Origin of the sequence: Curtobacterium sp. MCPF17_047, from assembly GCF_003234045.1 — a bacterium.
Lineage (GTDB): Bacteria > Actinomycetota > Actinomycetes > Actinomycetales > Microbacteriaceae > Curtobacterium.
In genome coordinates this window covers 71,785-97,221 of record NZ_QKSF01000014.1, presented here as the reverse complement: position 1 = coordinate 97,221, position 25,437 = coordinate 71,785, and the positions used below count along the sequence as shown (strand labels likewise).

Genomic DNA, 25,437 nt, shown 5'->3' with positions numbered 1-25,437 from the left:
CCTCGGCACCCGGCGGGCGGCGCGGGCATGGGCGGGGCCGCGGGAGGCGGCCGAGGTCGCACGAACTGCCGCCCGCCGGGTGCCGAGGCGGCGCATCGTGCGACCTCGGCGAGTAGTCCGTGGCGTGTTGTGCGACTGGAAGGCTGCGCCGCCGGCCGGGGGGAGGCCGGCGGGCCGGCGTCCGATCGTCGAGGTCGCTCGAACTGCCGGCAGGCCGAGCGGCGTGCGGCACATATCGCGACCTGGGTGCTCGGGCTGCGGCGCGTCTCGCGACCTCGGGAACGCTCGATCGCGCGGCTCGCGAGTGCGCGACTTGCAGGCTCCTGCACTGGAGGCTCGCGTCACGTCGTTCTCCACAGGGAACGGGAGTCGTCGGCTCGGTCCGCCGCCGCGTTCCCGAGACTGTCGAGATGGTGCAGCCACGACCCCTTCCGAGCCCGTTCGACGCGCAGCCCTTCCGGGTTCGCGACGCGCTGTCGTCGGGCCTCGACCCAGGACGACTTCGCCGCCGCGATCTGCAACGACCCGTCCACGGGGTCCGCGTCGGGCGCGGGTGCGAGGGGACGCTGGTGGACGCGCTCTCACTCGTCCTGGGAGCCGACCAGTTCTTCAGTCACACCACGGCGGCGCGCCTCTGGGGGGCACCGCTGCCCCGGCGGGAACAGGATCGGAACCACGTCTCCACGGCTGGCCGCGGTCCGCTGATGCGCCGCCCGGGCGTGACCGGCCACCGGGCCCGAGCGGACGCCCCGATGACCACGGTCCGAGGAGTCCGGTGCAGCACCCCGGAACAGGCCTGGTGGGAGTGCGCTTCCGTGCTCGGGCTCCGTGACCTCGTCGCGGTCGGTGACCACCTCGTCGGGAGGAGCGCTCTGACCACCATCGACGAGCTTGCCGCATCGATCCGTCCGGGGCACCGTCACGTCCGCGTGGCCCGAGCCGCCATCGAACTCGTCCGCGTCGGGTCGGAGTCAGCGATGGAGACGTGGTTCCGGCTCGCCTTGGTCGACGCCGGATTCCCGGAGCCGGTGCTCAACATCGACGTCGAGGACCCTTCCGGGACGTTCCTCGGTCGTGTGGACATGGCTTGGCCCGAGTACCGGATCGCCTTCGAGTACGACGGTGACCACCATCGTGACCGCGAAGTGTTCCAGCACAATCAACGGCGAGACAACGGTTTCGTCGTCAACGGATGGCTCGTCGTGCATGCCACTGCCCTCGACGCGTCTCGTCCGGCGCTGGTCTTCGAGCGACTCCGCCAGGCGTTCGCGATCCGGCGAAGCAGTCCCGCGCGCAGCTCTGCGTCGGCTCAGTGAGTCGACTTCCCTGCGACGCGGGGGAGGTCCGGCTCGCCGAGGTCGCATGAAGTGCTGACCGAGACGGGCGCCGGCGGCAGTTCCGGCGACCTGGACGGCGGGCGCAGGGAGAGCCTCCCGGCCGGGGAGCAGTCACGCTCCCCGCGAGGTCGCTCGACATGCCGTCAGACCGACGTCGGGGTCGCACGAAGTGCTGCCCGGGACGAGCGAGGGCGGCAGTTCGTGCGACCTCGGACCGCGCGCCGCCTCAGGTCAGGAGAGCGTGGCGGGAGCGCCCTCGCGCGGCAGCAGCGGGAGCCACACGCGGAAGGTGGCGCCGCCGCCCGGGGTGTCGAACACCTCGACGGACCCGTGGTGCGCGTGCACGATGCCCGACACGATCGCGAGCCCGAGGCCCGATCCGCCGGTGTCCCGTGCGCGGCTGGTGTCGGCTCGCCAGAAGCGCTGGAAGATCTTCTCCCGCAGCTGCGGAGGGATGCCCTCGCCGTGGTCGATCACGTCGATGTGCGCCATCTCGCGCTCGTCGTCCACGCCGATTCCGATCTCGATCGGGTCGTCGTGCTCGGTGAACCGCATGGCGTTGCCCATCAGGTTCGTCACGATCTGCCGGACCTTGTTCTCCTCCGCCAGGACGATCGGCGGCCGCTTGGGGAGCACGATCGTCGGCAGGGGCGTCGTCTCGTCGGTCGGGTTCTTCGTGTCGAGGCTCATCGCCCGGGTGCGACGAGCGCGGAGACGCGCGATCGTCTGCCGCGAGAACGCGATCGGCCCGGTCGTGTTGAGCGACGGGGACGCGGGGGCGGCCGGGCTGCCGGAACCGTCGGCCGCGGCACCGAAGGAACTCGTCGGCCGCACGGCCTGCGGCACGTTCTCCCCGGTCAGGGCGTCCTCGACCAGGACCTGGATCTCGCGGTCCGGGTTGGAGGCCATCGTGTCGAGCGCGGAGTCACGGGCGATGGTGACGAGGTCGACCGGTCCGAGTTCGAGCGGCTTTGACTCGTCGATGCGGGCCAGCTGCAGCAGGTCCTGCACCAGGAGGCCCATGCGCTTGGCCTCTTTCTCGATGCGGTCCATCGCCTGCGCGACGTCCTCTTCCTTGCGCAGCGCCCCCATACGGTAGAGCTCGGCGTACCCGCGGAGGGACACCAGCGGCGTCCGGAGTTCGTGCGAGGCGTCGCCGACGAACCGGCGCATCTGGTCGATCGTGCGCTCACGGTCCTCGAAGGCGTCGTCGATCCGCTCGAGCATCGCGTTCAAGGACCGGTTGAGCCGGCCGACCTCGGTGTTCGGGGTGTCCGCGTCGAGGCGCTGGTTGAAGTCACCGGCTGCGAAGCGAGCGGCGGTGTCCTCGACGTTGCGCAGTGGGTCGAACGTGGCGGTGACGAGGAGGCGCGTGAGCATCGCCCCGAGCAGGATCACCGAGATGCCGAACAGCAGGAAGATGACGGTGAACTGCCCGATGGTCTGGTCGGTACCGGCGCTGGAGACCGCGACGAGGACGTACCCGGTCTCGGTGGCCCCGGTGGAGAGGTTCTGCAGGTTCGCGGGGATGACCTGGGCACGCCACTCGTGGTTGTGCTGCTTGTCGTACAGGCTGAAGGGGGCCGCGGTGGAGGCCGCCGACGAGAAGCGGACGTGTGAGACGTCCGGCTGCGACGGCGACTGCGTGTCGCAGATCTGTTCGCCGCCGCCGTCGTACGCGGCGACGTAGGAGCTCTTCTCGAGCACCATCGACAGCTTGCAGTACTGCTCGCCGTCGCTGACGTTCTGGCCTTCGAGCTGCGAGCTCGTGGTCGTCACCTGGGTGTCGAGTTGCCGCATCAGGTACGTGCTGAGCACCGTCATCGTGCCGAGCCCGGCGACGAGCAGGCCGAGCGCGACCAGGAGGACGGTGATCCCGGTGATCTTGGTGCGGAGGGAGATCGCGTCCCACCAGTGAGTCATTCGCGCGTGCATGCTTCCCCAACACTAAGCGGCGGCCGCCGGGGAGGACCCGACGACCGCCGACAGTCAGCTGTGACTCAGGAGGCCTTGGACGCCTTGAGCATGTAGCCGAAGCCACGCTTGGTCTGGATGATCGGCTCGGCCGAGTACTGGTCGAGCTTCCGACGGAGGTAGGAGATGTAGGACTCCACGATGCCGGCGTCGCCGTTGAAGTCGTACTCCCACACGTGGTCGAGGATCTGCGCCTTCGACAGCACACGGTTCGGGTTGAGCATGAGGTAGCGCAGCAGCTTGAACTCGGTGGGGGAGAGTTCGATCTGCGCCTCGCCGATGGTGACCTCGTGCGTGTCCTGGTCCATCGTGAGCTCGCCGGCGCGGATGATCGCGTCTTCCTCGTCGTTCATCGTGCGACGCAGGATCGCCTTGATGCGGGCGACGATCTCGTCGAGCGAGAACGGCTTCGTCACGTAGTCGTCGCCGCCGACCGTGAGGCCGGTGATCTTGTCCTCGGTGTCGTCCTTCGCCGTGAGGAAGAGGATCGGCGAGGTGTAGCCCGAGGAACGGAGGCGCTTGGTGACGCCGAAGCCGTTCATGTCGGGGAGCATGACGTCGAGGATGATGAGGTCCGGCTCCTCTTCGAGCACGGCGGAGATCGCCTGTGCCCCGTTCCCGACCGCCCGCACCGCGAAACCGGCGAAGCGAAGCGAGGTCGTGAGGAGATCGCGGATGTTCGGCTCGTCGTCGACGATGAGGATCTTGGGTCCGTCGGTCATGTGACCATCATCTGGCTGTTCCCTGGCCGACTCCTGGGAGCCGTTCGTGTGTCGGCTAGGCGTCGTCAGGCGACGGGCGTCGCCAGCTGGTCAGCGTCGAGGATCGTGTACGAGTACCCCTGCTCGGCGAGGAACCGCTGTCGGTTCTGCGCGAAGTCCTGGTCAACGGTGTCGCGGGTGACGAGCGTGTAGAACGACGCCGGGACGCCGTCCTTGTTCGGCCGCAGCAGCCGCCCGAGTCGCTGGGCTTCCTCCTGGCGGGACCCGAACGAGCCCGACACCTGGATCGCCACCGTTGCGTCGGGCAGGTCGACCGAGAAGTTCGCGACCTTCGAGACGACGAGCACGTCGATGCTGCCTTCGCGGAACGCCTGGTAGAGCCGTTCACGCTCGTCGACCGGCGTCGCGCCGGTGATCTCGGCAGCGTCGAGCGACGCCGCGAGCTCATCGAGCTGGTCGATGTACTGCCCGATCACCAGGATCTGCTCGCCGCGGTGCTTCTCGATGAGGTCGCGGACGACGGGGGTCTTCGCCGGCGAGGTGGCCGCCAGCCGGTACCGTTCGTCGTCGCTCGATGCCGCGTACTCCAGACGGTCCTCGTGCGACAGGTCGATCCGGACCTCGTAGCACTCCGCGGGGGAGATGTAGCCCTGCGCCTCGATCTCCTTCCACGGGGCGTCGTAGCGCTTCGGCCCGATCAGCGAGAACACGTCGCCTTCGCGTCCGTCCTCGCGCACGAGCGTCGCCGTCAGTCCGAGACGACGTCGGGCCTGGAGGTCCGCGGTCAGCTTGAAGACCGGCGCGGGCAGCAGGTGGACCTCGTCGTAGACCACGAGACCCCAGTCGAGCGCGTCGAGGAGCGAGAGGTGGGTGTAGACGCCCTTCCGGCGGGCCGTGAGGATCTGGTAGGTCGCGATCGTGACCGGCCGGATCTCCTTGACGCTGCCGGAGTACTCGCCGATCTCGTCCTCGGTCAGGGTCGTGCGGCGGAGGAGCTCGGTCCGCCACTGCCGTGCCGACACGGTGTTCGTGACGAGGATGAGCGTGGTCGCCTTGACGGTCGCCATCGCGCCGGCACCGACCAGCGTCTTGCCGGCACCACACGGCAGCACGACGACGCCGGAGCCCTGCTGGAAGAAGCTGTCGACCGCCTCGTGCTGGTACGGCCGCAGGTCCCACTCGGTGGTGTCCAGGTCGATCTGGTGCGGCTGCCCGGGCGTGTACCCGGCGAGGTCCTCGGCCGGCCACCCGATCTTCACGAGCTCCTGCTTCACCTGGCCGCGGGCCCACGCCTGCAGCTCGACGGCGTTCTCGGAGCGTCGTTCGCCGAGGAGGGGCTGGATCCGCTTCGACCGCACGACCTCGGCGAGGACCGCCGGGTCGGATGCGGTGAGCACGAGCGCGGGCTGCTGCTCGAGCTCCTCGGTCGGGGAGTTCGCGATCACGGGGGCGTCCTCGCGCTCTTCCCGCCGGATGACGAGCCGCCCGTAGCGCGAGACGGTGTCCTCGATGTCGACCGTCACGCTCTGCGGCACCGGGAACTTCGCGAATCGTTCGAGCGTGTCGATCATCGACGCCGCGTCGTGCCCGGCAGCGCGCGCGTTCCACAACCCGAGCCGCGTGATGCGGTAGGTGTGCACGTGTTCCGGCGCCCGTTCGAGCTCGGCGAACACCGCCAGCGCGTGTCGGGCGTCCTCTGCCTGAGGGTGCGCGACCTCGAGCAGCACGGTGCGGTCACTCTGCACGATCAGCGGTCCGTTCATGACGGATCAGCCTAGGCGGCGCAGCTGGTGCGTGACCCGGTTGTCCACAGCACGACCGTCAGGCGTCGCTCTCGATGCCGACGACGAGCGACAGCGGCAGGGTCCGTTCGACATCGACCGCGGTGTCCTTGCCGCGGACCCGACCGGCCGCGACCGAGGTCGGCACGATCGAGAACGGCCGCTCCGATCCGTCCGGCATCCGCACGGTGATGCGGATCGGCGTCCGACCGCGCACCGCCATGTCGATCTGCCGTGCCATCCACTCCTGCTCCGGTTCGGCGTCGCCGCGTTCCGTCGTCAGTCGCAGGCGCTCCACGAGCGCACGTGCCGCCTGCTCCGGAGACCGGCTCGGTGCGCGTCGCCGGACGGGAGGCCCGGATCGCGTCTCCGGGCGCGCCCCCGCTGCGAGCACGGCCGGGTACCGCTGGTCCCCGAGCGCGCTGGCCACGACGTGCGGCGGGTACTTCGTGACGAGGGTGGTCAGGTCGGGTCGCTCCCACGCCAGCTGGCGGAGCTCGGCGTCCACCCCGATGAGGTCGAGCTGCTCCGGTGTGCCGTGCAGCACGGACCCGAGGTCGCCTTCGCCGCGGTCCACCACGACGCTGCCGTCACGGGTCGCGACCTGGTCGATCAGGTAGGTGAGGGGCTGGGGGACCTCGGTCGCACCGATGCGGGTGAACAGCGCCACCACGTCGTCACGGGTGCGGCCGTCGCGGAGTGCCCGGCGGATCGAGTCCTCGGAGACGCGGTACCGCGCCGCCAGGCCCGGGGCCTCGAGATCGGCGACGGCCCGGAGGTCGTCGTCGTCGGCCGGGGTGAGGGGTCCGGGTGCGATGACCGTGAGGTCCGGCTGCAGGTACACCCCGTCGACGGTGCCGGGCAGGTCGGCCGCGGCGGCGGTGCGTGCTGCCTCCGGGTCGTCTCCGAGCAGTACCCGGCCGGTGGAGGTCAGGCGGCCGTCGACCGCGAGCCCGAGGATCCGTGCCGTGCCGGCCGCGTCGAGCAGTGCGGCGTCGAGCCAGCGTGAACCGGCGGGGTAGGCCCATCGCCCCAGCGACACCAGGTCACCGAGGTCGTCGTCGGCCAGGTCCAGGACCTCGGCGACCGCGGGGTCGAGCGCAGCACGCCAGTCGTGCACGACCATCGCCCAGCGGTCCGGCCACGAGGACCGGAGCCAGGCGTGTCCGGCGTCCGAGACCTTCCACGACCCGTCCTCGGGATGCGCGGCACCGACGCGGTCGAGCAGTGCGAGTCGGTCCGACACCACGGCGGCGTCCGCTCCGGTCCGCTCGCCGAGCTGTCGGGCGAGTGGGGCACCGATGCCGCCCTTCGCGAGTTCCCGCACGGAACCGGCATCGGCGGCGCGGAGGAGCTCGGCCAGCACCGTGAGGGTCTCGAAGGCGTGCTCGGCACCGACAGCGCGGGACCGGTCGTCGTCGGCGACCGACTGGCGGTCCGAGGTGTCGGGGCGGGCGGGGGCCGGACCTCCCGGAGCGTCCGTGACGAGTTCCGGGCGTGCGGCGAGTCGGGCGGCGACCGCGTCGTCCACCGCGCCCGTCCCGTCGGCCAGGCCGAGTGCGACCGCCGGTGCGAGGTCGTCCGGCGAGCCGCCGTCGCGGAGGGCGACGAGGGCCCGGCGAGGGAGCCGCTCGATCGCGGCGTCCACCGCGTCGTCGGTCCGGAGTGCTTCGGCCAGGTCGAAGAAGTCCGCGATGTGCTGCGGACCGGACTCGCCGAGTGCGGCGGTCGGGAGGGCGCGTGCCAGAACGAGTCGTTCGAGCGCGTCGTCCGGGAGCTCGCGCAGTCGTGCAGCGAGGTCCGTCGTGGTCGTCATCGTCCTTCGCCGGCGTCCGGGGCGGACGTCAGCGCGCCTCTGCGCGGTGCTGCCGGGCCTTGCGCGTCCAGGTGATCACCAGGAGCGTGAGCATGAGCACGAACGCGATCGGCGGACCGAAGTAGACGACCCCGAGCGCGACCGGCCAGATGCCGTCGCCGGGGATCTGCTGCATCGTCAACCACCCGACGATCATGACGATGAAGCACGCCAGGATGAGGCAGACGATCCCACCGACCATGAACGCGAGCGTGCGTTCGGTACGATTGAACGTCGCCGGGGGTTCCGCAGCAGTGCGGGGGTCCCCGGTGGATCGGGTCGGCTTGGCCATCGGCCCAGGATATCCGACGCACCGCGGCCGTCCATGTAACGAGGAGTCCCAGCATGCCCACCGGCAAGGTCAAGTTCTACGACGACCAGAAGGGCTTCGGCTTCATCTCCGGAGACGACGGCGACCAGGTCTTCCTGCACGCCTCCTCCCTGCCCGACGGTGTGACCACGGTGAAGGCCGGCACCAAGCTCGAGTACGGGGTCGTGCAGGGCAAGAAGGGGACCCAGGCGCTGACCGTCCGGATCCTCGAAGCCCCGCAGTCCCTCGCCAAGATGACCCGGCGCTCCGCGGACGACATGGCCGTGATCGTCGAGGACCTCGTGAAGGAACTCGACCGGATCAGCGGCGACCTGAAGCGCGGCCGCTACCCGAAGAACGGTGAGCGCATCGCCACCATCCTGCGACACGTCGCCGACCAGTTGGACGCGTGAACATGACCACCGACCTCACCGAGCTCGCCCGCGGCGCACTGCTCGAGATCACCCCCGAAGCAACCGTCGGCAGCGCCGTCGGCACCGTCGACGAGGGGGACGGCGTCGTCTCCGTCCTCTTCGCGAACCGCATGCCCGGCTACCCGGGGTGGCGCTGGACCGTCAGCATCGCCCAGGTCGACGGTGACGAGCCCACCGTCCTCGAGGTCGAGCTGATGCCCGGCGACGGGTCGCTCCTCGCGCCGGAGTGGGTGCCGTGGTCCGAGCGGCTGGCGGACTACCGCGCGGCGCAGGACGACGAGGAGTCGGACGAGGACGAAGACGAAGACGAGTCGGACGAGGACGACGACTTCGACGACGAGTCGGACGAGGACGAGTCCGACGACGACGACAATGACGACGACGACGACGACGAGGACGAGGACGAGGACGAGGACGAGGACGAGGACGAGGACGACGACGAAGACGACGTCCCGCCGCCGCCCGCCCGCGGCCGCCGCCGCACCCGACGCGTCCGCCCGGTCGACCCCGACGACGACCTGGACCTCGAGCAACTCGACGTCGGCGAGGTCGACCCCGGCTTCCACCGGTCCTGACCTCCGCGCCACGCAACGTGGGCGGCATCGCGCAACGGAGTACCGCTGCGAGATGCCGCCCACGTTGCGTTTTGCGGAGGGGCTAGGCCGCGAGGGCCGCCACCACGTGGTCGATCGCCCGCGTCAGCTGCCGCACGTCGTCCGGGTCGATGGCGGTGAACGTCGCGACGCGGAGCTGGTTGCGGCCGAGCTTCCGGTACGGCTCGGTGTCGACGATGCCGTTCTGGCGGAGCGTCGCGGCCACGGCCTTGGCGTCGATCGAGTCGTCGAGGTCGATCGTCACGACGACCTGTGAGCGGTGCGCCGGGTCGGAGACGAACGGCGTCGCGTACTCGGACGCCTCGGCCCAGTCGTAGAGCGTCGCGGACGAGGTCTTCGTGCGGAGGTCGGCCCACGCGAGACCGCCGGACTGGTTCATCCACCGCACCTGGTCGTCGAGGAGCAGCAGGGTGGTGATCGCCGGGGTGTTCAGCGTCTGGTCCAACCGGCTGTTGTCCACGGCGTTCTGGAGCGACAGGAACTCCGGGATGTACCGGCCCGAGGCGGCGATCCGCTCGACCCGCTCGATCGCTGCGGGGGAGAACAGTGCGAGCCAGAGTCCGCCGTCCGAGGCGAAGTTCTTCTGTGGGGCGAAGTAGTAGACGTCGGTCTGGTCCACGTCGAACGCGGCGCCACCGGCAGCGCTCGTGGCGTCGACGACGGTCAGTGCGCCCGGGTCCCCGGCGGCGCGGATGACCGGGGCCATGACGCCCGTCGAGGTCTCGTTGTGCGGGTAGGCGTAGACGTCCACGCCCTCGACGATCTCGAGCTCGGCGCGGGAGCCACCCGGTGCCTCGACGACGTGCGGGGCCTCGAGCCAGGGGGCCGCAGCGGCCTTGGCGAACTTCGACCCGAACTCACCGAAGGACAGGTTCTCGGCCCGGCGCTCGATGAGGCCGAAGGCGGCGGCGTCCCAGAACGCGGTCGACCCACCGTTGCCGAGCACGACCTCGTAGCCGTCCGGCACCTGGAACAGGTCGGCGAGACCCTGTCGGACGGATCCGACCAGGTCCTTGACGGGCTTCTGGCGGTGCGAGGTCCCGAGGACCGTGGCGCCGCGGGTGACGAGGGTCTCGAGCTGTGCTCCGCGGATCTTCGACGGACCACATCCGAAGCGGCCGTCGGTGGGGAGGAGGTCGGCTGGGATGACGATGTCTGCCATGGACCGATCCTAGCGACGGCGGGGGTGCCGCCTGGCGTGGACCGACCGGACGGGACGGCGCCAGCGGCGGCTGCGTGTCGGGGTCGGGGCGGGCCTGGCGGCCGGCGTCCGCGCACAGCGCACGGTGTCGGTGCCGTCTGGCCGGTCCCAGCAAGTAGGGTTGGTCGGGCTGGGCCAGGACCATGAGAGGCGGACCGTGACCGATCTCGTCGACACCACGGAGATGTACCTCCGCACCATCCTCGACCTCGAAGAAGAGGGGATCGTGCCGCTGCGCGCCCGGATCTCGGAGCGCCTCGGGCACTCCGGTCCGACGGTGTCGCAGACGATCGCCCGGATGGAGCGCGACGGTCTCGTCGTCGTCTCGGGGGACCGGCACCTCGAACTCACCGACACCGGTCGTTCCCGTGCCACCCACGTGATGCGCAAGCACCGGCTGGCCGAGCGTCTGCTGGCCGACGTGATCGGTCTGGACTGGGCGTTCGTCCACGACGAGGCCTGCCGGTGGGAGCACGTGATGAGCGAGCAGGTGGAAGTGCGTCTGCTCGAGATGCTCGGCAACCCGACCGAGTCGCCCTACGGCAACCCGATCCCGGGACTGGCCGAGATCGGCGGTCCGACGGCTGCCGGCTTCCTCGACGGCGTGCGCAACATCGTCGCCGCGACCGACGACACCGACGCCGTGGCGACCGGGGTCATCCGTCGCCTGGGCGAGCCGGTGCAGTTCGAGCCGGAGCTGCTGCACCAGCTGCGGTCGGCCGGTGTGATGCCGGGGCGGACGGCGAGTGTGCAGCGTGCCGGGGCGTACGTGTCAGTCCGCGTCGAGGGCGAGGACTCGGGCATCGAGTTGCCGACCGAGGTCGCGCAGCACGTCTACATCAGCGTCGACTGACCGGCCAACGCGAACCCTAAGGGGTACGCGCCGGGGGTACAAGACCCTTTGCGGACCCACAGGCTCGCCGGCGAACACGGCAGGGCGCGTTGGTCGGCTCTGATCAGGGGTTCTTCACCGAATCGTTACCGGATCACGGTTTCATCTCGACATGGTGACGACGCACCCGTACACTCGACGAGTCCCCGGGAGCAGCGATCGCGGGGGCCCGTGGCAGGACGTCTCGAAACCCGTCTCCTGCCTGAGTCGGAAACGATGACGAACGGATGGGGTTGCACACGCCGGGTTCGCGCCTGGCGGGTGATGACGAGGCGCCGGAGACTCCCCCTTGACCCACACCGGAACCGCCGCGGACGACTCGACGACCGCGAACCCGACGAACACCGGTGACGCCACCCCGGCTCCCCTGACCCGCAGGGCAGCACGCGAAGCAGCGGAGCGCGCGACCCGCCGCCCCCTCACCCGCTCGGCGTCCGCCCCGGCCCGCACGCAGGCCACCCCCGTCCGTGCCGGCAGCGCCCTCGGTGTCGCCCGCACCGCCACGACGACGGCTGCGAAGCCGACCGCCGCCTCGCGCAAGCGCCGGTTCATGGCCCCCGTGGTCCTGGCCGTCGCCGCCGGCATGTTCGGCACCATGGCCGTCCCCGCCGCGTTCGCGAGCACACAGCCGAGCACGACCGCCGAGACCGCTCGGCAGTCGCTTGTCGCGGCCCAGTCGCAGGAGTTCGACGTGTCGGCAGCCGCCGGCGCGGCCGACACCTCGCGCGACGGTTTCGGTGCCACCTCGACCGCGACGCTCACCGCAGAGAAGGCCGCCGAGCACGCGAAGGAGGTCGAGGCCGCTCGCGCCGCGGCCGCCGCCCAGTACGCCTACGACGGCAAGACCGCGGAGGACTACCTCGCCACCGCGAAGACCGGCACCGCGAACGCCGCCCCCACGGCGACCTCGGCTGCGGCGACGGCTGCCACCCCGGTCGCCGCCGGTACCCCGTTCTCACTGCCGGCGGTCGTCGCCACGGCCAAGCAGTACATCGGGACGCCCTACGTCTTCGGCGGTGCCACCCCGGCCGGCTTCGACTGCTCCGGGTACGTCATGTACGTGTACGCCCAGTACGGCATCAACCTGGCGCACTCGGTCCCGCTGCAGGACCAGGCCGGCACGACGATCCCCGAGTCCGAGGCGCAGCCCGGCGACGTCGTCATCTTCAACAACGAAGCGCACGACGGTTTCTACATGGGCAACGGCATGATCATGGACGCCCCCAAGCCCGGTGGAGCCGTGTCGATCCGCCCGATCTGGACGAGCGACTACCACATCGTCCGCTTCGGCATCTGACGATCCGACACCGCTCCGGTGTGCGGCCTGACGCTCCGGCGTCAACCGTGTGAACACCATCAGAACCGGCCCCGCACCTCTCGTGCGGGGCCGGTTTCTGGGTTAGCCTGCACGCATCGGTTCGACTCGACCCGAACGGGAGACCACATGCCGACGTCACGCACGACCCGCACCATGGGTCGGCGCGCGCACGTCGACATACGGACGACCACAGCCCGCATGCCCCGGCAAGCGCGCGACTGACCAGAGCACTGCCCTGACGGGTGGTGCTCTTCGTGTTTTGCGGACCTCTCTGCCTCCGGGCAGAGCGGTCCGGCCGACGCCCGACCACGGGAGTCGGTGGCCGTGATCACCTGTTCGACGCCGCATGAACCGGTACCCGTACCGCCTGGAAGCCGTCCAGGCACGTCGGAAGGGAACCCATGCGCACTCTCGTCCTCAACGCCGGTTACGAGCCCCTCGCGGTGATCTCGTTCCGTCGAGCCCTGGTCCTCGTCATGAACCAGAAGGCCTCCGTCGTGGCCGCCGACACCCTGCACCCCGTCACGGGCTCAGCCGTCAGCTTCGACCGTCCGTCCGTGATCATCCTCACCCGGTACGTGCGGATCCCGCAGTCCCGGCTCATCCCGGTGTCCCGACGCGGGGTCCTCCGTCGCGACGCCAACCGGTGCGCCTACTGCGGCCGGAACGCCACCACGATCGACCACGTGCAGCCCAAGTCGCGCGGTGGCCGGGACTCGTGGGAGAACCTGGTCGCCTGCTGCCTGGCGTGCAACAACGTCAAGGGGGACCGCACCCCGCGGGAGATGGGGTGGACGCTGCGCTTCCCGCCGAAGGCGCCGCACGGGTCGGCGTGGGTGGTGCGCGGCATCGAGCGTCCGCAGCCGGACTGGGACGAGTACCTGGTGGCCGCGTAGGCGGCCGCGTCGCCGACGGTCGGACGGGAGGGCCGTGGTCACCGCACCACGGGCCTCCCGTCCGACGCGTCAGCCGTCCCCGGTAGCGTGCCGGCATGAGCGAGAGCGCGCGGTTCGACGACGCCACCATCGACGACCTCCGAGCCCGCCTCCGGGCGACCCGGTGGCCGGACGCGCCCGCCGGTACCGGCTGGTCCCTCGGCGTCGACGTCGACGAGCTGCGAGCCCTCGTCACCTCGTGGGCCGAGGACTTCGACTTCGCCGCGCACCGCGCGGCGATCGAGGCGCTGCCGAGCCGGCGGGCGACCGTCGGGGGCATCGACGTGCACCTGCTGCACCAGCGGGCGGACCGTGACGACGCCCTGCCGATCCTGCTGGCACACGGCTGGCCGGACTCCGGGTGGCGGTACCGGCGCGTGCTGCCTGCCCTGGTCGACGCGGGACTCCACGTCGTCGTGCCGGACATGCCCGGGTACGGGTTCTCGGCGATGCCCCCGCAGCCCCTGAGCTCGCGGGACGTCGCCGGGCTGTGGGCCGAGCTCATGACGCAGCTCGGGTACGACCGCTTCGCCGTCGCCGGCGGTGACATCGGCAGCGGTGTCGCTCGGTGGCTCGCGATCGACCACGCCGACCGTGTCATCGCGGTGCACCGGGTCGACGCCGGCATGCCGGTGTTCGAGGGCGACCCGGCGGAGCTCTCCGCCGCCGAGCGGACGTTCCTGAGCACTGCCGGCGAGTGGCGGGACGCCGAGGGCGCCTACGGGGCGATGCACCGGACGAAGCCGCAGACCGCCGCTGTGGGACTGACCGACTCGCCGGCCGGACTCGCCGCGTGGATCGTCGAGAAGCTGCGCTCGTGGAGCGACTGCGATGGCGACCTGTGGTCGGTGTACTCCCGTGACGACGTGCTCGGGCTCCTCACCGAGTACTGGGTCACCGGCACGATCGGCTCCTCGATGCGGATGTACCACGCGAACGCCGCGGTGCCGCCGAGCGAGCAGGCCCGGCGGGTGGAGGTGCCGTCGGGCTTCACGCTGTTCCCGGTCGACCTGGTGCGACCCCCGCGGGAGTGGCTGGAGCGGACGACGAACCTCGTCTGGTACTCGGAAGCGCCACGCGGCGGGCACTTCGCCCCGGTCGAGCAGCCGGGTCTGTTCGTGTCGGAGCTGCTCCGGTTCCTCGAGGCCTTCCGGGGCGCCACCCCGGGCTGACCGGCAGGGTGCGCGGCGCACGACGCCGGCCGAGACGGACGGGAGGCCCGTGGCGGGGTCGCCACGAGCCTCCCGTCCGTCAGGGGTGACGGTGTCGGTCAGGGCAGGTAGTACGTCGGGTTCGGCAGCTTCACGGACCGGTCGGCGGAGCCGCCGATGAGGTCGCTGTACTGGTCGCCGACGTTCGCGACGACGTCGTAGCCGCCACCGCTCCGCGACTCGATGTGTGCGCGGGTCTGCGACTTGTACTCGATGGTCGTGCACTTGGCGGTCGCGCAGTGCACGTACGACGGCTGCTGGGACGTCCCGGTGCCGGTCCACTTCGTGTAGTAGGTGCGGTTGCCGTCCTGCTCGGCGGCGAACTGCGGGAAGCCGACCCGGTGCAGGTTGTCGATCGTGGCGGCCTGCTGCGCCTCGTTGCGGCCGGTGAGGCCGATGACGGTGCAACCGGAGCGCTCGGCGACGGACACCAGGTCCGTCATCGACGGCGTGGCCGGGAAGCGCTCGTCCTGCACCCAGACGTCCTGTTCGGTCGGGTCGAAGACGAAGTGCATGTCCGCGACCTCCATGTCGTACGTCCACAGGGTGGTGTCGTCGGCGTCGAGCACGATCGCGGGATTGCGGTGTCGTCGGTCGGCGGCGGCGCACTGTGCCGCGATGACGGGGACCTGCCGGGCGACGAGCGACCGCATCTCGCGGATGTACGGGCTGTCGGTCTTGTCCGCGATGCCGGTCCCGGGGTCGCCGTAGTACGTGGCGATGGTCGCCTTGACCGAGTCGATGTTCGGGATGCCCTCGCCGCCCTGCGTCCGGCCGGATGAACCGTCGGCCGCCATGCGGAAGCGGGTCTGGGGGGCGAGCTTCGGCTCATGGACGCCGGGGAGGTCCGCCGAGGGCAGGTAGTACGTCGGGTTCGGCAGTTTCAGGGTCTCGTCGGCGAAGCCACCCTGCAGGTCGGACCACTGGTCGCCGACGTTGAGGGTGATGTCGTAGCCGAGGTCCTGCTCGATGTGCTTGCGGGTGAGGGCCTTGTACTCGACCGTCGTGCACTTCGCCGTGGCGCAGGTGACGTAGCTCGGCTGCTGCGAGGCACCCTTGCCGGTCCACTTCGTGAAGAACCGGTCGTCGGTGAAGCCCGAGTACCCGACCTTCGCCAGGTTGGCGAGCGTCGCGGCCTTCTGGTCGTCGTTCCGACCGGTCAGCCCGAAGACGGTGAAGCCGACCTTCTGTGCGGCGGCGACGAAGCCCACCATCGACGGCGTCGCGGGGAAGCGCTGCCCCTGGACCCAGACGTCCTGCTCGGCCGGGTCGAAGACGAAGTGCATGTCCGCGACCTCCATGTCGTAGGTCTCGAGCGTGGTGTCGTCGGCGTCGAAGACGATCGCCGGCTTCTCGCCGTGCCGGACCGCCTTGTCGTAGGTGCGCTGCAGACTCCGGGTCTGCTTCTCGATGATCGAGCGCATCTCGCGGATGTACGAGCTGTCGACCTTGTCGGCGATGCCGGTGCCCGGGTCGCCGTAGTACGTCGCGATCGTCTTCTTGACGGAGTCGATGTTCGGGATGCCCTCGCCGCCCTCGGTCTTCCCGGAGGAGCCGTCCGGCGCCATCGTGAAGTGGGTCCGGGGGGTGAGGTGACGGTCGGCGCGGCTGGTGGCGCTGCTGCTGGTCGACGTGCTCGACGTGTCGGTCGTCGTCGTGCTGGTCGTCGTCGGGGCGGTCGTGGTGGCGTTCGCCGCCGTGCCGCTGAGCAGTGCGCAGGCCAGTGCAGCCGCAGTGACGGCGGCGACCGCGGCGGAACGGCGCGCGGTGGAGGAGAGGGTCATGCTGGTCCTTCGGTCCGGGACTGCCCCCGACCGGGGGCCACGGCTGACGCTAGCTGGGAGCGTGCCGTGCGTCCAGGGTCTGTTGCAGACGGCACCACGGAGGAGTGTTCTGCGGCTCCCGCTAGAGTGGTGGGGCCGGCCTCTGTAGCTCAATGGAAGAGCAGTTCCGTCCTAAGGAAAGGGTTGGGGGTTCGAGTCCCTCCAGGGGCACCACGGTGGTCCGCCGGGTGCTGTCGAACCGCAGGGCTTGTCGTCAGTGGTTCACGTGTCTGGTCAGCAGACTGCGCCGGGTTGTGCCTGAAGCAGGATTTGTCGCCGCGCGAATGACTTGTCTCCCTCGCACACAACTTGTCGCCGGAGCGCGTTCGGTGCTGCCTCAGTCAGCGAACGTCTCCCGGCGAGTGAGGAGCAGGGTGCCGTGCGCGCTTGCTTGTCGTCATTCGACCCGGGGTTCGGCAGGGACGTGTTCGAGCGGAACGCGTGCAGCAATCTGAACCCCGCGCTGGCGTCACCCGACGGGAAGTGCCGCGCCCTTGCTCGGGTACGAGGACGGTGTTGCGTTCAGCGCCCCTTCACCGGGCATTTTCGCGGGACAGTCATACGGGAATCCCCAGGTCAAGCAGGACACGGGCAAGTTGTCGTGGTTGTCGCCGCCGCCAGTCGTGTACCGGTGAACGACCGGCTATCGGACGGGCTGAAATCAAGACCTCGCCGTCTGATTCTGGCTACGTTCGTCTCATGAGGAAGTCCAAGTTCTGGCGTCCGGCGAGCGTTGCAACCGCCTTCCTCGTGCTGGGTCTGGTGTGCCTACTGACGCCGATGCGGACCGTGATCACGACACACGGCTTCCCGACCTGGATCCTCGGCATCGGCCTTCTAGCTGGCGGCGTGGGCCTATGGGTCGACGCGCTGATCGGCCGAGCTCGAGATCGCGATTGAGTCGAAGGGGCTGGGAGCATCCGGCAGCGGTGCTCAGGGTCGGTCGGCACTAACCTCGACGCGCATCCACGTATCGGACGACCATCGATCACCGGGCGCTGCGAGAGAACAGATGCGAGGGTCGCTACTCAGCGGCCGGGCGCGTAACACGCCTCGCTGCCGCGACCGGCGCAGGTAGCGTCCCGGTATGGAACTGGAGAAGCTGTGGCCGTTGTTCGGACTCGAACTGCGAACCCCGCGGCTGGTGTTGCGTCCGGTGCGGGACCAGGACCTCCCTGCCCTGGCACAGGCTGCTCTTGATGGCATCCACAACTCGGACCGCATGCCGTTTGGCTTCCCATGGACCGATGCGTCTCCGGAGGAGCTGCCGCGGAACCTCGCGATGTACCAGTGGAGCCTCCGCCAGGTCTCCCCGCAGAACTGGACGATCCAATTCGCCGTCATCCTTGACGACGAGGTGATCGGGGCGCAGGACCTCGCCGCGTTCAACTTCGCGGACCGCCGGACTGTGAACTCCGGTTCCTGGCTGACACGACGCGCCCAAGGCAACGGCGTCGGCACCGAGATGCGCGCCGCCCTGCTGCTGTTCGCCTTCGACACGCTGGGGGCCGAGTGGGCAGAGTCAAGTGCTGCGGCCTGGAACACCCCGTCACTGGCCGTCTCCTACAAGCTCGGCTACGAGCCGAACGGGGTCACGCGGGTATCGCCCCGGCCCGGGCAACCGGTCGACGAACAGCGCGTGCAACTCTCCCGCGGTGCCTTCAAGCGTCCGACGTGGAACCTGCAGACCATCGGCGATCAACCCGTTCTCGCACAGCTCGGCATCATTGCGCCGTAGGACGACCGCGCCGCGGAGCGGCGGTCGGAGCGAGCTCGCTGGCGGAGCCATGACCGTCCGGTAGCCGATCGGCTATCGAAACCATCGCCGCCGGGCAACCAGCTGCATCGTGGCCACCTAGTCCTGGTCGCGTCCGCGGCGCAGACGACTGATCGCGCCCACGAGCATCCCGGTACACACGACCAGCAGACCGCCCAGGATCAGTGCTGCTCCCGTTGCCGCTCCCTCGACCCCTCCGAAAAAGAAGACGACGACAACGCCAGCAACCGTGATCGAAGGGCCGATCAGGTAGGCGGCGAAGGTCGTCTCGGACATACGGCTATCTGGTTTCACAGCCGAACCCTACTGGCGATGCCGAACACCCGACGGTCGTCCGATAGCCGCTTCGCTAACGAGACGGTCGCGCATCGCCTAGCGCTGCCAGCAGTACGGTGACGAGGTGCAGAGCATTCGACATGCAGAGCTGATCGCAGAGCTCGAGTCAGCACGATCCGATGACTGGGGCTCACGAGCGCTTCTCGCCTGCCTACGCAAGCTTCGTGACGGCGGGCCGACGGAAGCAGCAAGCGTGATCGTCGAAGACGCCTGGGCGACGAGCGATGAGTTCCGCGTCATCTACTCCTCGATAGGCGGCCCCCGAGTCGGCATCATCCGGAACCAAGAGACCACCATCGATCGCTTCGACGTCTATGCGACGGGAGACGTGGCGACACCTGAGGAGTTTGGTCAGGAGGTAGCGGACTTCAACATCGGAGAGCCCCTAGGGGCCTACGTCAACGTCCTCGACGTTGATGCCGACGGTCTCGGATGGTGGGGCCACATTCCACTGACTCACCGCCGCTCGTGACTGTCCGCTGACCGATGGGTAGCCGACCACCGCTCTGTCGGCCGGCTGTTCGCGACGCTCAGTGGGTAATTGTGGGTCCCTCGGGTGCCTTTGCGCGACGCAGTTGCTGCCGGCGGGCGTGATAGGCGGCTCCAAGCTGGATCACAGCCAGGACCGACCAGGCGATTGCCATGAACGTATGAAAGTTAGACGGGGCAACGACGGCAAAGAATATCCAGACGGCGGCGAGAGCGGCCCACACCCAAGCGACCCAGGGAAGGGGCTTCCCGAAGAATCGTTCGAGAAGGCTTCGCTGCTTCATCTCGGTCATGGGCGCGACACTACCCGTAAAACTCCAACTGGCAAACGGTGATCGGTAGCCGATCGGTCAGCGGGACGCGTCAGCGGCATCCCGACCTGTTGTTACCGCGACGAAGACCTCTGCGCAGCACTGCTCCCGCATCTACGCTGACGGGATGCCCCCGATCGAGCCAAACGAACGTCCGTCGGGGGGGGGGGCATGTCGTGCTGCCCCGACTACTGTGGGAGCGGCTCTCCGGAGGGCCGTCCAACACACCATCAGAGCCGGTCAGCGCCGCACCGTTCCCGCGAACTCCAACGCCGGCGGTCGCACCCGAGGATCCTGTTCCTGCGCTCACCGACGGGGAGACGAACGTTTGGCTGACCGAGTGGCAAGTCGAGGACGACGGGTTCGATGTCGCGGTCGGCGAGCACGTCGCATGGACCTTGTACGAATCGGACCACCTGTGGATCGATCAGATCCTCGCGGTCCCGAGGACGGTTCCCCTGCAGCGCGACACTTACGACCATGAACGCAGCGAGGACGAGCTGTCGACCAGACGCGACCTACGTGGCGTCGTGATCCGCATCGACCAAGTCTCCGTGCGCTTCGTGAGCTCGGAGCGCCGCGGCTACTCTGCGCCGGAGGCCCATGGCGGGCAGCTGCACACCGTGTCCTCCCTGTCCAACCGTCGGCCGCACCACGGAGCCATCACTGGATGGATCGTCCGCGTCCGCTCCTGAAGGACAGGGCTAAGCGACGTTGCGGGCCTGCGCCGAGCCCCTGGTGCGGCGCGGTCTCTGACCGCCACCCTGTCCGCTCGACGATGGGCAAACGGACGTGCACGACACGCCCCGCTAGTAAGACGGGCGGATCCAGTCGGTCAGCGGTGTGAACTCCGCAGGTGGCAGTACCTCTTCCGGGCTGACGGAGCGCACGGCAGTGACGATCGTTGCCTCCTCACCTCGGCCGATCCGCCGCCGAGCGATCCCGTCGTTGTCGTCCACGACGAGGGTGGTGCGGATGGCTTGGTCTTCGCGGTGTTCGAACGTGACGAGGATCGAGTGTGTTCCGACATGCTGGACGAGCACGGGCGAGAGGCTCTCCGACGCCCGGCCCCACCACAGCAACTGCGTTGGTAACGCCATCTTCGTCACGTCTCCGGCGGCGAGGCTGCGCTCGAACGACCCTTCTGACTTGCCGTCCTCGTCCTGCATGATCCCGTCACGGTACGAGCTCGAGGGGCCGCGTGAGCGCTCGAGTATCCACGTCTGCGCAGCGTCATCGATGTCGAGGCGGAATTGCCAATGCTCTCCGGACGACACCTGATGCACTCCCTCGAGGACGTACCGGCCAGGGGTGCGGAGCGCGTCGATCTCGCTTGCGACGGCCGGTCCATCGGTCCGTCTGAGCACCTCGTCGAATCGCATGAGCCTCATCCTGCACGACGGCTTATGGAGCACCATGACCGACCCCCGTTCGTGTCCGGTAGCCGATCGGCTATCGAGACGCTGCGGCCAGCAGGTTCGTGAGGTGAAACGCCCAGCCGTCCTGGTGTGCTGATCGGACGACCGACCCGTCAGGTAGCTCCGCGAAACCAGCCTCGCTCAGGGTCACGACACTGCCTCGACCGGCCTGCTCGATCTCGAATCGAACGTGCAGCGACGTAGGCCAGGCCGCCTGCCGCCACACGAATCCGAGCATGTTCGGCGGGGCAGCTTCCGTTACGTGACCATCGGCGTATCGCTCCTGCCCGCCCTCGGTCCACGTCTCGCGCACTGCGGCGCCGACTGCCGGCCTCAGCGAGAGTTCCGGCCACCAGCTGTCGCGACCGTCGGTGAGTGCGAACCAGACCGCTGCGATGGAGGCTTCTGACGTCACTGTGAGCGACAAGCTGTCATCGGACATGCAGCGACCGTAACCCCGTCGTTCCACTGATGGATCGTCTATCGGACGGGATCAGTGCTCAGCGGCCGGAGGCAAGAAGACCTCCCAAAGGATCTCGCCGTCGATGAGAGCGGTCGTGGGTGCAAGCCCGGTCCGTCGCGCGACGTGCTCGGAAGCTGTGTGATCGGGATGAATGAAAGCCCTGATGTGCCGCACGTCGACCGAGCGCAACCATGTCACGACGGTGGATGCCGCCTCCACGGCGATCCCGCGACCCTGTTGGGGTGGCGTGACCAGCCAGGCAATGTCTGCCACGAGGCCGGCCGTCTCTCGACGGAGGGTGGCCTGCACGAAGCCGATTGCGGGTCCGCCGCTGGCGGGGCGGACGATCCAGTTTAACCAACCTGCGCTGCCGTCCTCAGACTGGCCCCGGGACTGGCGGCCGTACCGTGCGCCCAGTTCGTCTAGGGTCGGTGGCTCGCCGCCGGTGAAGAGGTAGAGCTCTCGTGCAGCCAGGGTGGTGACCATCTCGCTTGCGTGTTCGACGGCAAGCGGTTCCAGGGCGAGACGATCCGAGTCCAGGGGATCAGCCTGTGGCCACGACATGACCCGAGCCTTGCAGATTGCTCGGTCAACCATCGCCTACCGAGATGGTCTCGAGCGGTAGGTTCGCGACATGGACACTGTGAGCGCGAAGGTGTTGGGCTCCATCGCCCTCGTCTTCGGCGTCGTCTTTGTCTCGACGTCGGTCGTGCGTCTCACGCGCCCCGACGTAGACCTGCTGCTGGTGCTGCTCAACATGGCACTGGGCATCCTGTGGGTCGGTGCCGGCGTGCGGCTCTGGCGCTTTGGGCTCCGCAAGCCGAAGGATGACCGGTAGGCGATCGGCTACCGAGAAGCCCGTGCACTATGGAGTCATGATGCGTAGGTACCGGCTCTGGATGGCATGGACCCTCGGCCCGCTCACGGTGGCGCTGATCGTCCTGACAGTGCTGGCGGCGGTCACAGAGTTCACGCCCTGGCCACCACTGCTGGCTGCGACCGCCGCTGCCGCTGTTGCAGGAACGGTCCTGTTCGTGCAGGGACCGCGAGTTGCTCGACAGCAGGAACGCGAGCGCTCGGTGCGACAAAACCAGCGCGTCCGATAGCCGATCCCCTTCAGGACAGGATCGTGAGGAGCCGGTTCCCGAAGAGTGCTGCGTAGCGTCCCTGCCTCCCCAGAATGTGCTGCACGTGGTCGGCGATCCGTGGAAGTCGTTGAGCGAAACGGTCGAAGCCGGAGAGGATCAGGACGAGGCCAGTGTCGGACGCGTCCCACCCGTAGTCCGCCTCGGCTACGTCTGACATGCAGTCGTTAAGCGCGTCCAGGTTCTTCCCGAAGTGACTGGGGAACTGGAGGGCCGTCGCGAAGGCGATGTGCATCTGCCTGTCTTCTTTCCAGGCCCCGGCGTCCAGCTCGATGACCCGATAGCCCTCGCGCCGAAGCCACGTCTCGGCGTTGCGCAACGCAGCATCGCCTCGCAGCCTGCGGACGAATCCGTCGCGGGCGATCTCGAAGTCCAGCCTGTTGCCGAGGATGTCGTCGGTGGAGAACGCGGGCACGCTCGAACCGTAGTACGCGAAGAGGTCAAAGTATGGCCGCGACCGATCTCGCACAAAATGCCGTCGCTGCCCATCAGCGTTTCCAATGGGGTCCTGCTGGTCGTCCGATATCCGGTCGGCTGCCGGACAGCGCCCGATCGAGCGGACCGCCGATTGCTAGATGCTCCGCAGACCAAGCGGCTATCGATGCTCCGGGCAGGGCTAGTCTGCGGCGGTGTCGAAGAACAGCAGCGTTCCTGGTTTCACAACCTGGCGATCCGCACGCCGATGGTTGATCGCGGCAATCCTGTCGGGAGTCCTCTGGCTGCTGATCGCTGTCTTGACTCTCGTCTCGGACCCAAGCGGTCGACAGGTACTGCAGGTGGTCGGCGCCGCTGCGTTCGTCAGTGGGTTCTCCTTCGCGCTTGTGACCGAAGACCGGCGCCGAAACCGGACGTAGAACGGACTTCACCGCTCGGGGCGCGTCGTCCCGTGGGACGATCCCCTATCGAAGCGGTCACCGAAGAGGGCAGAGGTGGTCGACGAGCCTCTTGGCGGCGATAGCAAACTAAACCTTTCATCCGGTATAGTTAGGAGGATGCACCTCTCCTCCCGTCGCAGATGGACGCTGCTCGCCGTGGTCACAGCGTCGTTGCTGCTGATCTCCTTGGACAACTCGATCCTCTACACGGCCCTACCGACCCTGACCGAGGAGATCGGCGCCACCGCGAACGAGGGCCTGTGGATCATCAACGCGTACCCGTTGGTCATGGCGGGCCTGCTGCTGGGAGCGGGAACGCTTGGCGACCGCGTCGGGCACCGGCGGATGTTCCTGATCGGGATGAGCATCTTCGGGATGGCGTCACTAGTTGCTGCATTCTCGCCGAACCCGGAGGTCCTGATCGCGGCACGAGCGATCCTGGCGGTTGGTGCGGCATCGATGATGCCGGCGACGTTGGCGTTGATCCGGGTGGCATTCACGAACGACCATGAGCGCAACGTGGCCATCGCGGTGTGGGGCAGCGTTGCGGTGCTCGGCGGTGCGCTGGGGCCGATCGTCAGCGGTCTGCTGCTCGAACCCTTCTGGTGGGGCTCAGTGTTCCTGATCAACGTGCCCGTCGCCGTCATCGCGCTCGTCGCCGCCCTGTTCCTCGCCCCACCGAACGACCCTGATCTGACAAAGAAGTGGGATTTGCTCTCGTCGGTGTACGCGATGATCACGCTCGTCGGGGCAGTCGTCGCGATCAAGGAGATCGCACACCGTCCCCCGTCGGCGCTCGTGATCGGTGGGGCGCTGGTCGCCGCCGTCATCGGTGCCGTGCTGTTCACTCGCCGTCAGGCCCGGTTGCCGTATCCATTGCTCGACTTCACCATCTTCCGGAACCCCGCGTTCTCTTCTGGGCTCCTCGGGGCCGGCCTGGGCATGTTCGCGTTCGCGGGCGTCCAACTCGTGACGACGCAGCGGTTCCAGCTCCTCGAGGGGATGACTCCGTTCCACGCCGGTCTGCTCGTGGCGCTGATCGCCGTGGGGACCCTCACCACCTCGCTCGCTGGCGGTTTCATGCTCCACCGGGTCGGGTTGCTACCCCTCATCGCGGGCGGACTGGCACTCAGCGCCGTCGGTGTGGTGGTCATCTCGGTGTCGTTCCACTCTCTGAACGGCTGGCTGTTCCTGGGGCTGATCGTCCTCGGCGCCGGCTCCGGCGCGACGATGTCAGTAGCGTCCACGGCGATCGTCGGCAACGTGCCAGCCCGACGTGCCGGCATGGCTTCTTCAATCGAGGAAGTATCGTACGAGATGGGGAACCTTAGCGCTGTCGCGATCTTGGGCAGCATCGTGACTGCGATCTACTCCGCGCTCGTGCGGCTCCCGAGCGGCATCGTGAACGCTGATCAAGCGCGTGAGAGTCTGTCCGCCGCGGCGGAAGCCGCACGAGCATCGGACGATGGCCGCAGCATCCTCATTGCCGCCGGCAGCGCCTACGACACGGGTTACTTCGTGGTGATGGTGATTGTCGCATCAGTACTCGGTGTTGGTGCCATCGTCACCGGGATCCTTCTCCGCAGACACGGACCGGGAACGAACGCGACCATCCCTGACGCCGACCACTGACCAGGAAAGGCCTCTTCATGCGCCAGAGCAAACGCACCCTCGTTCTCGAATCCGCGGCACGGATCGTCGAGTCGTCGGGAATCACCGCGGTCACGTTCGACTCCGTTGCTGTCGAGGCGGGCCTCACCAAAGGCGGCCTGCTGTACCACTTCCCGACCCGGGAAGCCCTCCTCGAAGCGCTCCACGAACACGAAGCCGCTCGCTGGGAACAGCAGCTCCTCGATGCCCTCGAGGTGCCGTTCGACACCTCGACACAGGAACAACGTCTCGCCGCGTACGTGGCAGTGTCCATGAGGTCCGCCTCGACAGCGGAACTCATGCTCCTGCTCGAGGCGACGTTCACGCCGACGCACGCGGCATCCTGGCGGGCCGTCCTCAACCGGTGGACCGTCGGCGATGCAACCGCCGCGGCCTCGATGCCGATCGACCACCTCATCGTGCGGCTCGCGGCCGACGGGTTGTGGATGCACGAGGCGCCCGCTGGCTTCGCGTTCGACGCCGCGACCCGAGAAGCGCTCCGCGAACGTCTCACGGAACTCCTCACCCGCTCCACCGAGGCCGACGGCGACCGGTAGACGATCGGC

The 25,437-nt window shown here is 68.7% G+C and carries 28 protein-coding genes and 1 tRNA gene; 16 read left to right on the top strand and 13 right to left on the bottom strand.

Annotation, left to right across the window (positions count from 1 at the left end; genetic code table 11):
* Positions 1 to 569 precede the first annotated feature (569 nt).
* Positions 570 to 1,316, top strand: a complete 747-nt coding sequence (locus DEJ33_RS14150) for a hypothetical protein (RefSeq protein WP_111195329.1) — start codon at positions 570 to 572, stop codon at positions 1,314 to 1,316.
* Positions 1,317 to 1,568: 252 nt separating this feature from the next.
* On the opposite strand, the gene DEJ33_RS14145 is transcribed toward DEJ33_RS14150, so the two are convergent.
* From DEJ33_RS14145 to DEJ33_RS14125, 5 genes are all read right to left on the bottom strand, one after another.
* On the bottom strand, positions 1,569 to 3,260 hold the full coding sequence (locus tag DEJ33_RS14145) for a cell wall metabolism sensor histidine kinase WalK (RefSeq protein ID WP_258378175.1): 1,692 nt from the start codon (positions 3,258 to 3,260) through the stop codon (positions 1,569 to 1,571).
* A gap of 77 nt (positions 3,261 to 3,337) precedes the next feature.
* Complete coding sequence (locus DEJ33_RS14140) at positions 3,338 to 4,033, bottom strand: response regulator transcription factor (RefSeq protein ID WP_110905105.1); 696 nt, start codon at positions 4,031 to 4,033, stop codon at positions 3,338 to 3,340.
* Positions 4,034 to 4,098: 65 nt separating this feature from the next.
* A complete protein-coding gene (locus DEJ33_RS14135) occupies positions 4,099 to 5,796 on the bottom strand; it encodes a DNA repair helicase XPB (RefSeq protein WP_111195327.1) in 1,698 nt (565 codons plus the stop codon).
* Positions 5,797 to 5,854: 58 nt separating this feature from the next.
* A complete protein-coding gene (locus DEJ33_RS14130) occupies positions 5,855 to 7,630 on the bottom strand; it encodes a helicase-associated domain-containing protein (protein WP_111195326.1) in 1,776 nt (591 codons plus the stop codon).
* 28 nt (positions 7,631 to 7,658) lie between these two features.
* Positions 7,659 to 7,961 (bottom strand): multidrug ABC transporter ATPase, encoded by a 303-nt coding sequence (locus tag DEJ33_RS14125; RefSeq protein ID WP_111078066.1) that lies wholly within the window; start codon positions 7,959 to 7,961, stop codon positions 7,659 to 7,661.
* A gap of 53 nt (positions 7,962 to 8,014) precedes the next feature.
* On the opposite strand from DEJ33_RS14125, the gene DEJ33_RS14120 reads away from it, so the two are divergent.
* Positions 8,015 to 8,392 (top strand): cold-shock protein, encoded by a 378-nt coding sequence (locus DEJ33_RS14120; protein ID WP_110905101.1) that lies wholly within the window; start codon positions 8,015 to 8,017, stop codon positions 8,390 to 8,392.
* Positions 8,393 to 8,394: 2 nt separating this feature from the next.
* Positions 8,395 to 8,988 carry a DUF3027 domain-containing protein gene (locus tag DEJ33_RS14115; protein WP_111195325.1) on the top strand — a complete coding sequence of 198 codons (594 nt, stop codon included), beginning with the start codon at positions 8,395 to 8,397 and terminating at the stop codon, positions 8,986 to 8,988.
* 82 nt (positions 8,989 to 9,070) lie between these two features.
* Here the strand turns inward: DEJ33_RS14115 and serC are convergent, their stop codons facing one another.
* Complete coding sequence (serC, locus tag DEJ33_RS14110) at positions 9,071 to 10,189, bottom strand: phosphoserine transaminase (RefSeq protein ID WP_111078062.1); 1,119 nt, start codon at positions 10,187 to 10,189, stop codon at positions 9,071 to 9,073.
* Between the two features lie 196 nt (positions 10,190 to 10,385).
* Here serC and DEJ33_RS14105 point away from each other — a divergent pair, with 196 nt between their 5' ends.
* The 4 genes from DEJ33_RS14105 to DEJ33_RS14090 all read left to right on the top strand — a co-directional run bounded on the left by DEJ33_RS14105 (position 10,386) and on the right by DEJ33_RS14090 (position 14,545).
* Positions 10,386 to 11,081 (top strand): metal-dependent transcriptional regulator, encoded by a 696-nt coding sequence (locus DEJ33_RS14105; RefSeq protein WP_110905098.1) that lies wholly within the window; start codon positions 10,386 to 10,388, stop codon positions 11,079 to 11,081.
* Between the two features lie 328 nt (positions 11,082 to 11,409).
* Entirely contained in the window at positions 11,410 to 12,417 is a 1,008-nt protein-coding gene (locus DEJ33_RS17715) for a C40 family peptidase (protein WP_111195324.1), read from the top strand.
* 422 nt (positions 12,418 to 12,839) lie between these two features.
* A complete protein-coding gene (locus DEJ33_RS14095; RefSeq protein WP_110905096.1) occupies positions 12,840 to 13,334 on the top strand; it encodes an HNH endonuclease in 495 nt (164 codons plus the stop codon).
* A 95-nt stretch (positions 13,335 to 13,429) separates the two neighbouring features.
* Positions 13,430 to 14,545: an epoxide hydrolase family protein gene (locus tag DEJ33_RS14090; RefSeq protein ID WP_111195323.1), complete on the top strand. Its 1,116-nt coding sequence runs from the start codon at positions 13,430 to 13,432 to the stop codon at positions 14,543 to 14,545.
* Between the two features lie 98 nt (positions 14,546 to 14,643).
* Here DEJ33_RS14090 and DEJ33_RS14085 read toward each other — a convergent pair whose 3' ends face one another.
* Complete coding sequence (locus DEJ33_RS14085; protein WP_220034491.1) at positions 14,644 to 16,368, bottom strand: HAD family acid phosphatase; 1,725 nt, start codon at positions 16,366 to 16,368, stop codon at positions 14,644 to 14,646.
* 138 nt (positions 16,369 to 16,506) lie between these two features.
* Here DEJ33_RS14085 and DEJ33_RS14080 point away from each other — a divergent pair.
* The 3 genes from DEJ33_RS14080 (at position 16,507) to DEJ33_RS14070 (ending at position 18,145) form a co-directional block, all read left to right on the top strand.
* Positions 16,507 to 16,581 (top strand) — tRNA-Arg (locus DEJ33_RS14080).
* A gap of 525 nt (positions 16,582 to 17,106) precedes the next feature.
* The gene (locus DEJ33_RS14075; protein ID WP_111195322.1) at positions 17,107 to 17,307 is read left to right on the top strand and encodes a hypothetical protein; all 201 of its coding nucleotides are present in this window, start codon (positions 17,107 to 17,109) and stop codon (positions 17,305 to 17,307) included.
* Between the two features lie 187 nt (positions 17,308 to 17,494).
* Positions 17,495 to 18,145 (top strand): GNAT family N-acetyltransferase, encoded by a 651-nt coding sequence (locus DEJ33_RS14070; protein ID WP_111195321.1) that lies wholly within the window; start codon positions 17,495 to 17,497, stop codon positions 18,143 to 18,145.
* Positions 18,146 to 18,262: 117 nt separating this feature from the next.
* Here DEJ33_RS14070 and DEJ33_RS14065 read toward each other — a convergent pair whose 3' ends face one another.
* On the bottom strand, positions 18,263 to 18,460 hold the full coding sequence (locus tag DEJ33_RS14065) for a hypothetical protein (protein ID WP_111195320.1): 198 nt from the start codon (positions 18,458 to 18,460) through the stop codon (positions 18,263 to 18,265).
* A gap of 124 nt (positions 18,461 to 18,584) precedes the next feature.
* Here DEJ33_RS14065 and DEJ33_RS14060 point away from each other — a divergent pair, with 124 nt between their 5' ends.
* Positions 18,585 to 18,992, top strand: coding sequence for a hypothetical protein (locus DEJ33_RS14060; protein WP_146242639.1), 408 nt, complete (start codon positions 18,585 to 18,587; stop codon positions 18,990 to 18,992).
* A 58-nt stretch (positions 18,993 to 19,050) separates the two neighbouring features.
* On the opposite strand, the gene DEJ33_RS16995 is transcribed toward DEJ33_RS14060, so the two are convergent.
* Entirely contained in the window at positions 19,051 to 19,302 is a 252-nt protein-coding gene (locus DEJ33_RS16995) for a hypothetical protein (protein WP_146242638.1), read from the bottom strand.
* A gap of 194 nt (positions 19,303 to 19,496) precedes the next feature.
* Between DEJ33_RS16995 and DEJ33_RS14055 the strand changes: the two genes are divergently transcribed.
* Entirely contained in the window at positions 19,497 to 20,015 is a 519-nt protein-coding gene (locus DEJ33_RS14055) for a DUF6578 domain-containing protein (protein WP_111195318.1), read from the top strand.
* Positions 20,016 to 20,129: 114 nt separating this feature from the next.
* On the opposite strand, the gene DEJ33_RS14050 is transcribed toward DEJ33_RS14055, so the two are convergent.
* From DEJ33_RS14050 to DEJ33_RS14040, 3 genes are all read right to left on the bottom strand, one after another.
* Positions 20,130 to 20,702 (bottom strand): hypothetical protein, encoded by a 573-nt coding sequence (locus DEJ33_RS14050; RefSeq protein ID WP_146242637.1) that lies wholly within the window; start codon positions 20,700 to 20,702, stop codon positions 20,130 to 20,132.
* A gap of 70 nt (positions 20,703 to 20,772) precedes the next feature.
* A complete protein-coding gene (locus DEJ33_RS14045; protein WP_111195316.1) occupies positions 20,773 to 21,180 on the bottom strand; it encodes an SRPBCC domain-containing protein in 408 nt (135 codons plus the stop codon).
* 51 nt (positions 21,181 to 21,231) lie between these two features.
* Positions 21,232 to 21,765: a GNAT family N-acetyltransferase gene (locus tag DEJ33_RS14040; protein ID WP_111195315.1), complete on the bottom strand. Its 534-nt coding sequence runs from the start codon at positions 21,763 to 21,765 to the stop codon at positions 21,232 to 21,234.
* A gap of 70 nt (positions 21,766 to 21,835) precedes the next feature.
* On the opposite strand from DEJ33_RS14040, the gene DEJ33_RS14035 reads away from it, so the two are divergent.
* Positions 21,836 to 22,039, top strand: a complete 204-nt coding sequence (locus DEJ33_RS14035) for a hypothetical protein (protein ID WP_111195314.1) — start codon at positions 21,836 to 21,838, stop codon at positions 22,037 to 22,039.
* A 61-nt stretch (positions 22,040 to 22,100) separates the two neighbouring features.
* Entirely contained in the window at positions 22,101 to 22,307 is a 207-nt protein-coding gene (locus DEJ33_RS16990) for a hypothetical protein (protein ID WP_146242636.1), read from the top strand.
* A 10-nt stretch (positions 22,308 to 22,317) separates the two neighbouring features.
* Here DEJ33_RS16990 and DEJ33_RS14030 read toward each other — a convergent pair whose 3' ends face one another.
* Positions 22,318 to 22,761 (bottom strand): barstar family protein, encoded by a 444-nt coding sequence (locus DEJ33_RS14030; RefSeq protein ID WP_111195313.1) that lies wholly within the window; start codon positions 22,759 to 22,761, stop codon positions 22,318 to 22,320.
* A gap of 577 nt (positions 22,762 to 23,338) precedes the next feature.
* Here DEJ33_RS14030 and DEJ33_RS14025 point away from each other — a divergent pair.
* Both DEJ33_RS14025 and DEJ33_RS14020 read left to right on the top strand, forming a co-directional pair.
* Positions 23,339 to 24,853, top strand: coding sequence for an MFS transporter (locus DEJ33_RS14025; protein WP_111195312.1), 1,515 nt, complete (start codon positions 23,339 to 23,341; stop codon positions 24,851 to 24,853).
* A gap of 17 nt (positions 24,854 to 24,870) precedes the next feature.
* Entirely contained in the window at positions 24,871 to 25,428 is a 558-nt protein-coding gene (locus tag DEJ33_RS14020) for a TetR/AcrR family transcriptional regulator (RefSeq protein ID WP_111195311.1), read from the top strand.
* The last annotated feature ends 9 nt before the right edge of the window (positions 25,429 to 25,437 follow it).

Coding starts and splice junctions, on each gene's coding strand:
- DEJ33_RS14145 (WP_258378175.1), bottom strand. CDS start 3,260: ATGACTCACTGGTGGGACGCGATCTCCCTCCGCACCAAGATCACCGGG.
- DEJ33_RS14070 (WP_111195321.1), top strand. CDS start 17,495: ATGGAACTGGAGAAGCTGTGGCCGTTGTTCGGACTCGAACTGCGAACC.
- DEJ33_RS14120 (WP_110905101.1), top strand. CDS start 8,015: ATGCCCACCGGCAAGGTCAAGTTCTACGACGACCAGAAGGGCTTCGGC.
- DEJ33_RS14025 (WP_111195312.1), top strand. CDS start 23,339: ATGCACCTCTCCTCCCGTCGCAGATGGACGCTGCTCGCCGTGGTCACA.
- DEJ33_RS16995 (WP_146242638.1), bottom strand. CDS start 19,302: ATGACCGAGATGAAGCAGCGAAGCCTTCTCGAACGATTCTTCGGGAAG.
- DEJ33_RS14125 (WP_111078066.1), bottom strand. CDS start 7,961: ATGGCCAAGCCGACCCGATCCACCGGGGACCCCCGCACTGCTGCGGAA.
- DEJ33_RS14115 (WP_111195325.1), top strand. CDS start 8,395: ATGACCACCGACCTCACCGAGCTCGCCCGCGGCGCACTGCTCGAGATC.
- DEJ33_RS14075 (WP_111195322.1), top strand. CDS start 17,107: ATGAGGAAGTCCAAGTTCTGGCGTCCGGCGAGCGTTGCAACCGCCTTC.
- DEJ33_RS14130 (WP_111195326.1), bottom strand. CDS start 7,630: ATGACGACCACGACGGACCTCGCTGCACGACTGCGCGAGCTCCCGGAC.
- DEJ33_RS14090 (WP_111195323.1), top strand. CDS start 13,430: ATGAGCGAGAGCGCGCGGTTCGACGACGCCACCATCGACGACCTCCGA.
- DEJ33_RS14040 (WP_111195315.1), bottom strand. CDS start 21,765: ATGTCGTGGCCACAGGCTGATCCCCTGGACTCGGATCGTCTCGCCCTG.
- serC (WP_111078062.1), bottom strand. CDS start 10,189: ATGGCAGACATCGTCATCCCAGCCGACCTCCTCCCCACCGACGGCCGC.
- DEJ33_RS14140 (WP_110905105.1), bottom strand. CDS start 4,033: ATGACCGACGGACCCAAGATCCTCATCGTCGACGACGAGCCGAACATC.
- DEJ33_RS14020 (WP_111195311.1), top strand. CDS start 24,871: ATGCGCCAGAGCAAACGCACCCTCGTTCTCGAATCCGCGGCACGGATC.
- DEJ33_RS14065 (WP_111195320.1), bottom strand. CDS start 18,460: ATGTCCGAGACGACCTTCGCCGCCTACCTGATCGGCCCTTCGATCACG.
- DEJ33_RS14135 (WP_111195327.1), bottom strand. CDS start 5,796: ATGAACGGACCGCTGATCGTGCAGAGTGACCGCACCGTGCTGCTCGAG.
- DEJ33_RS14095 (WP_110905096.1), top strand. CDS start 12,840: ATGCGCACTCTCGTCCTCAACGCCGGTTACGAGCCCCTCGCGGTGATC.
- DEJ33_RS14050 (WP_146242637.1), bottom strand. CDS start 20,702: ATGCGATTCGACGAGGTGCTCAGACGGACCGATGGACCGGCCGTCGCA.
- DEJ33_RS14085 (WP_220034491.1), bottom strand. CDS start 16,368: ATGACCCTCTCCTCCACCGCGCGCCGTTCCGCCGCGGTCGCCGCCGTC.
- DEJ33_RS14045 (WP_111195316.1), bottom strand. CDS start 21,180: ATGTCCGATGACAGCTTGTCGCTCACAGTGACGTCAGAAGCCTCCATC.
- DEJ33_RS14035 (WP_111195314.1), top strand. CDS start 21,836: ATGGACACTGTGAGCGCGAAGGTGTTGGGCTCCATCGCCCTCGTCTTC.
- DEJ33_RS16990 (WP_146242636.1), top strand. CDS start 22,101: ATGGCATGGACCCTCGGCCCGCTCACGGTGGCGCTGATCGTCCTGACA.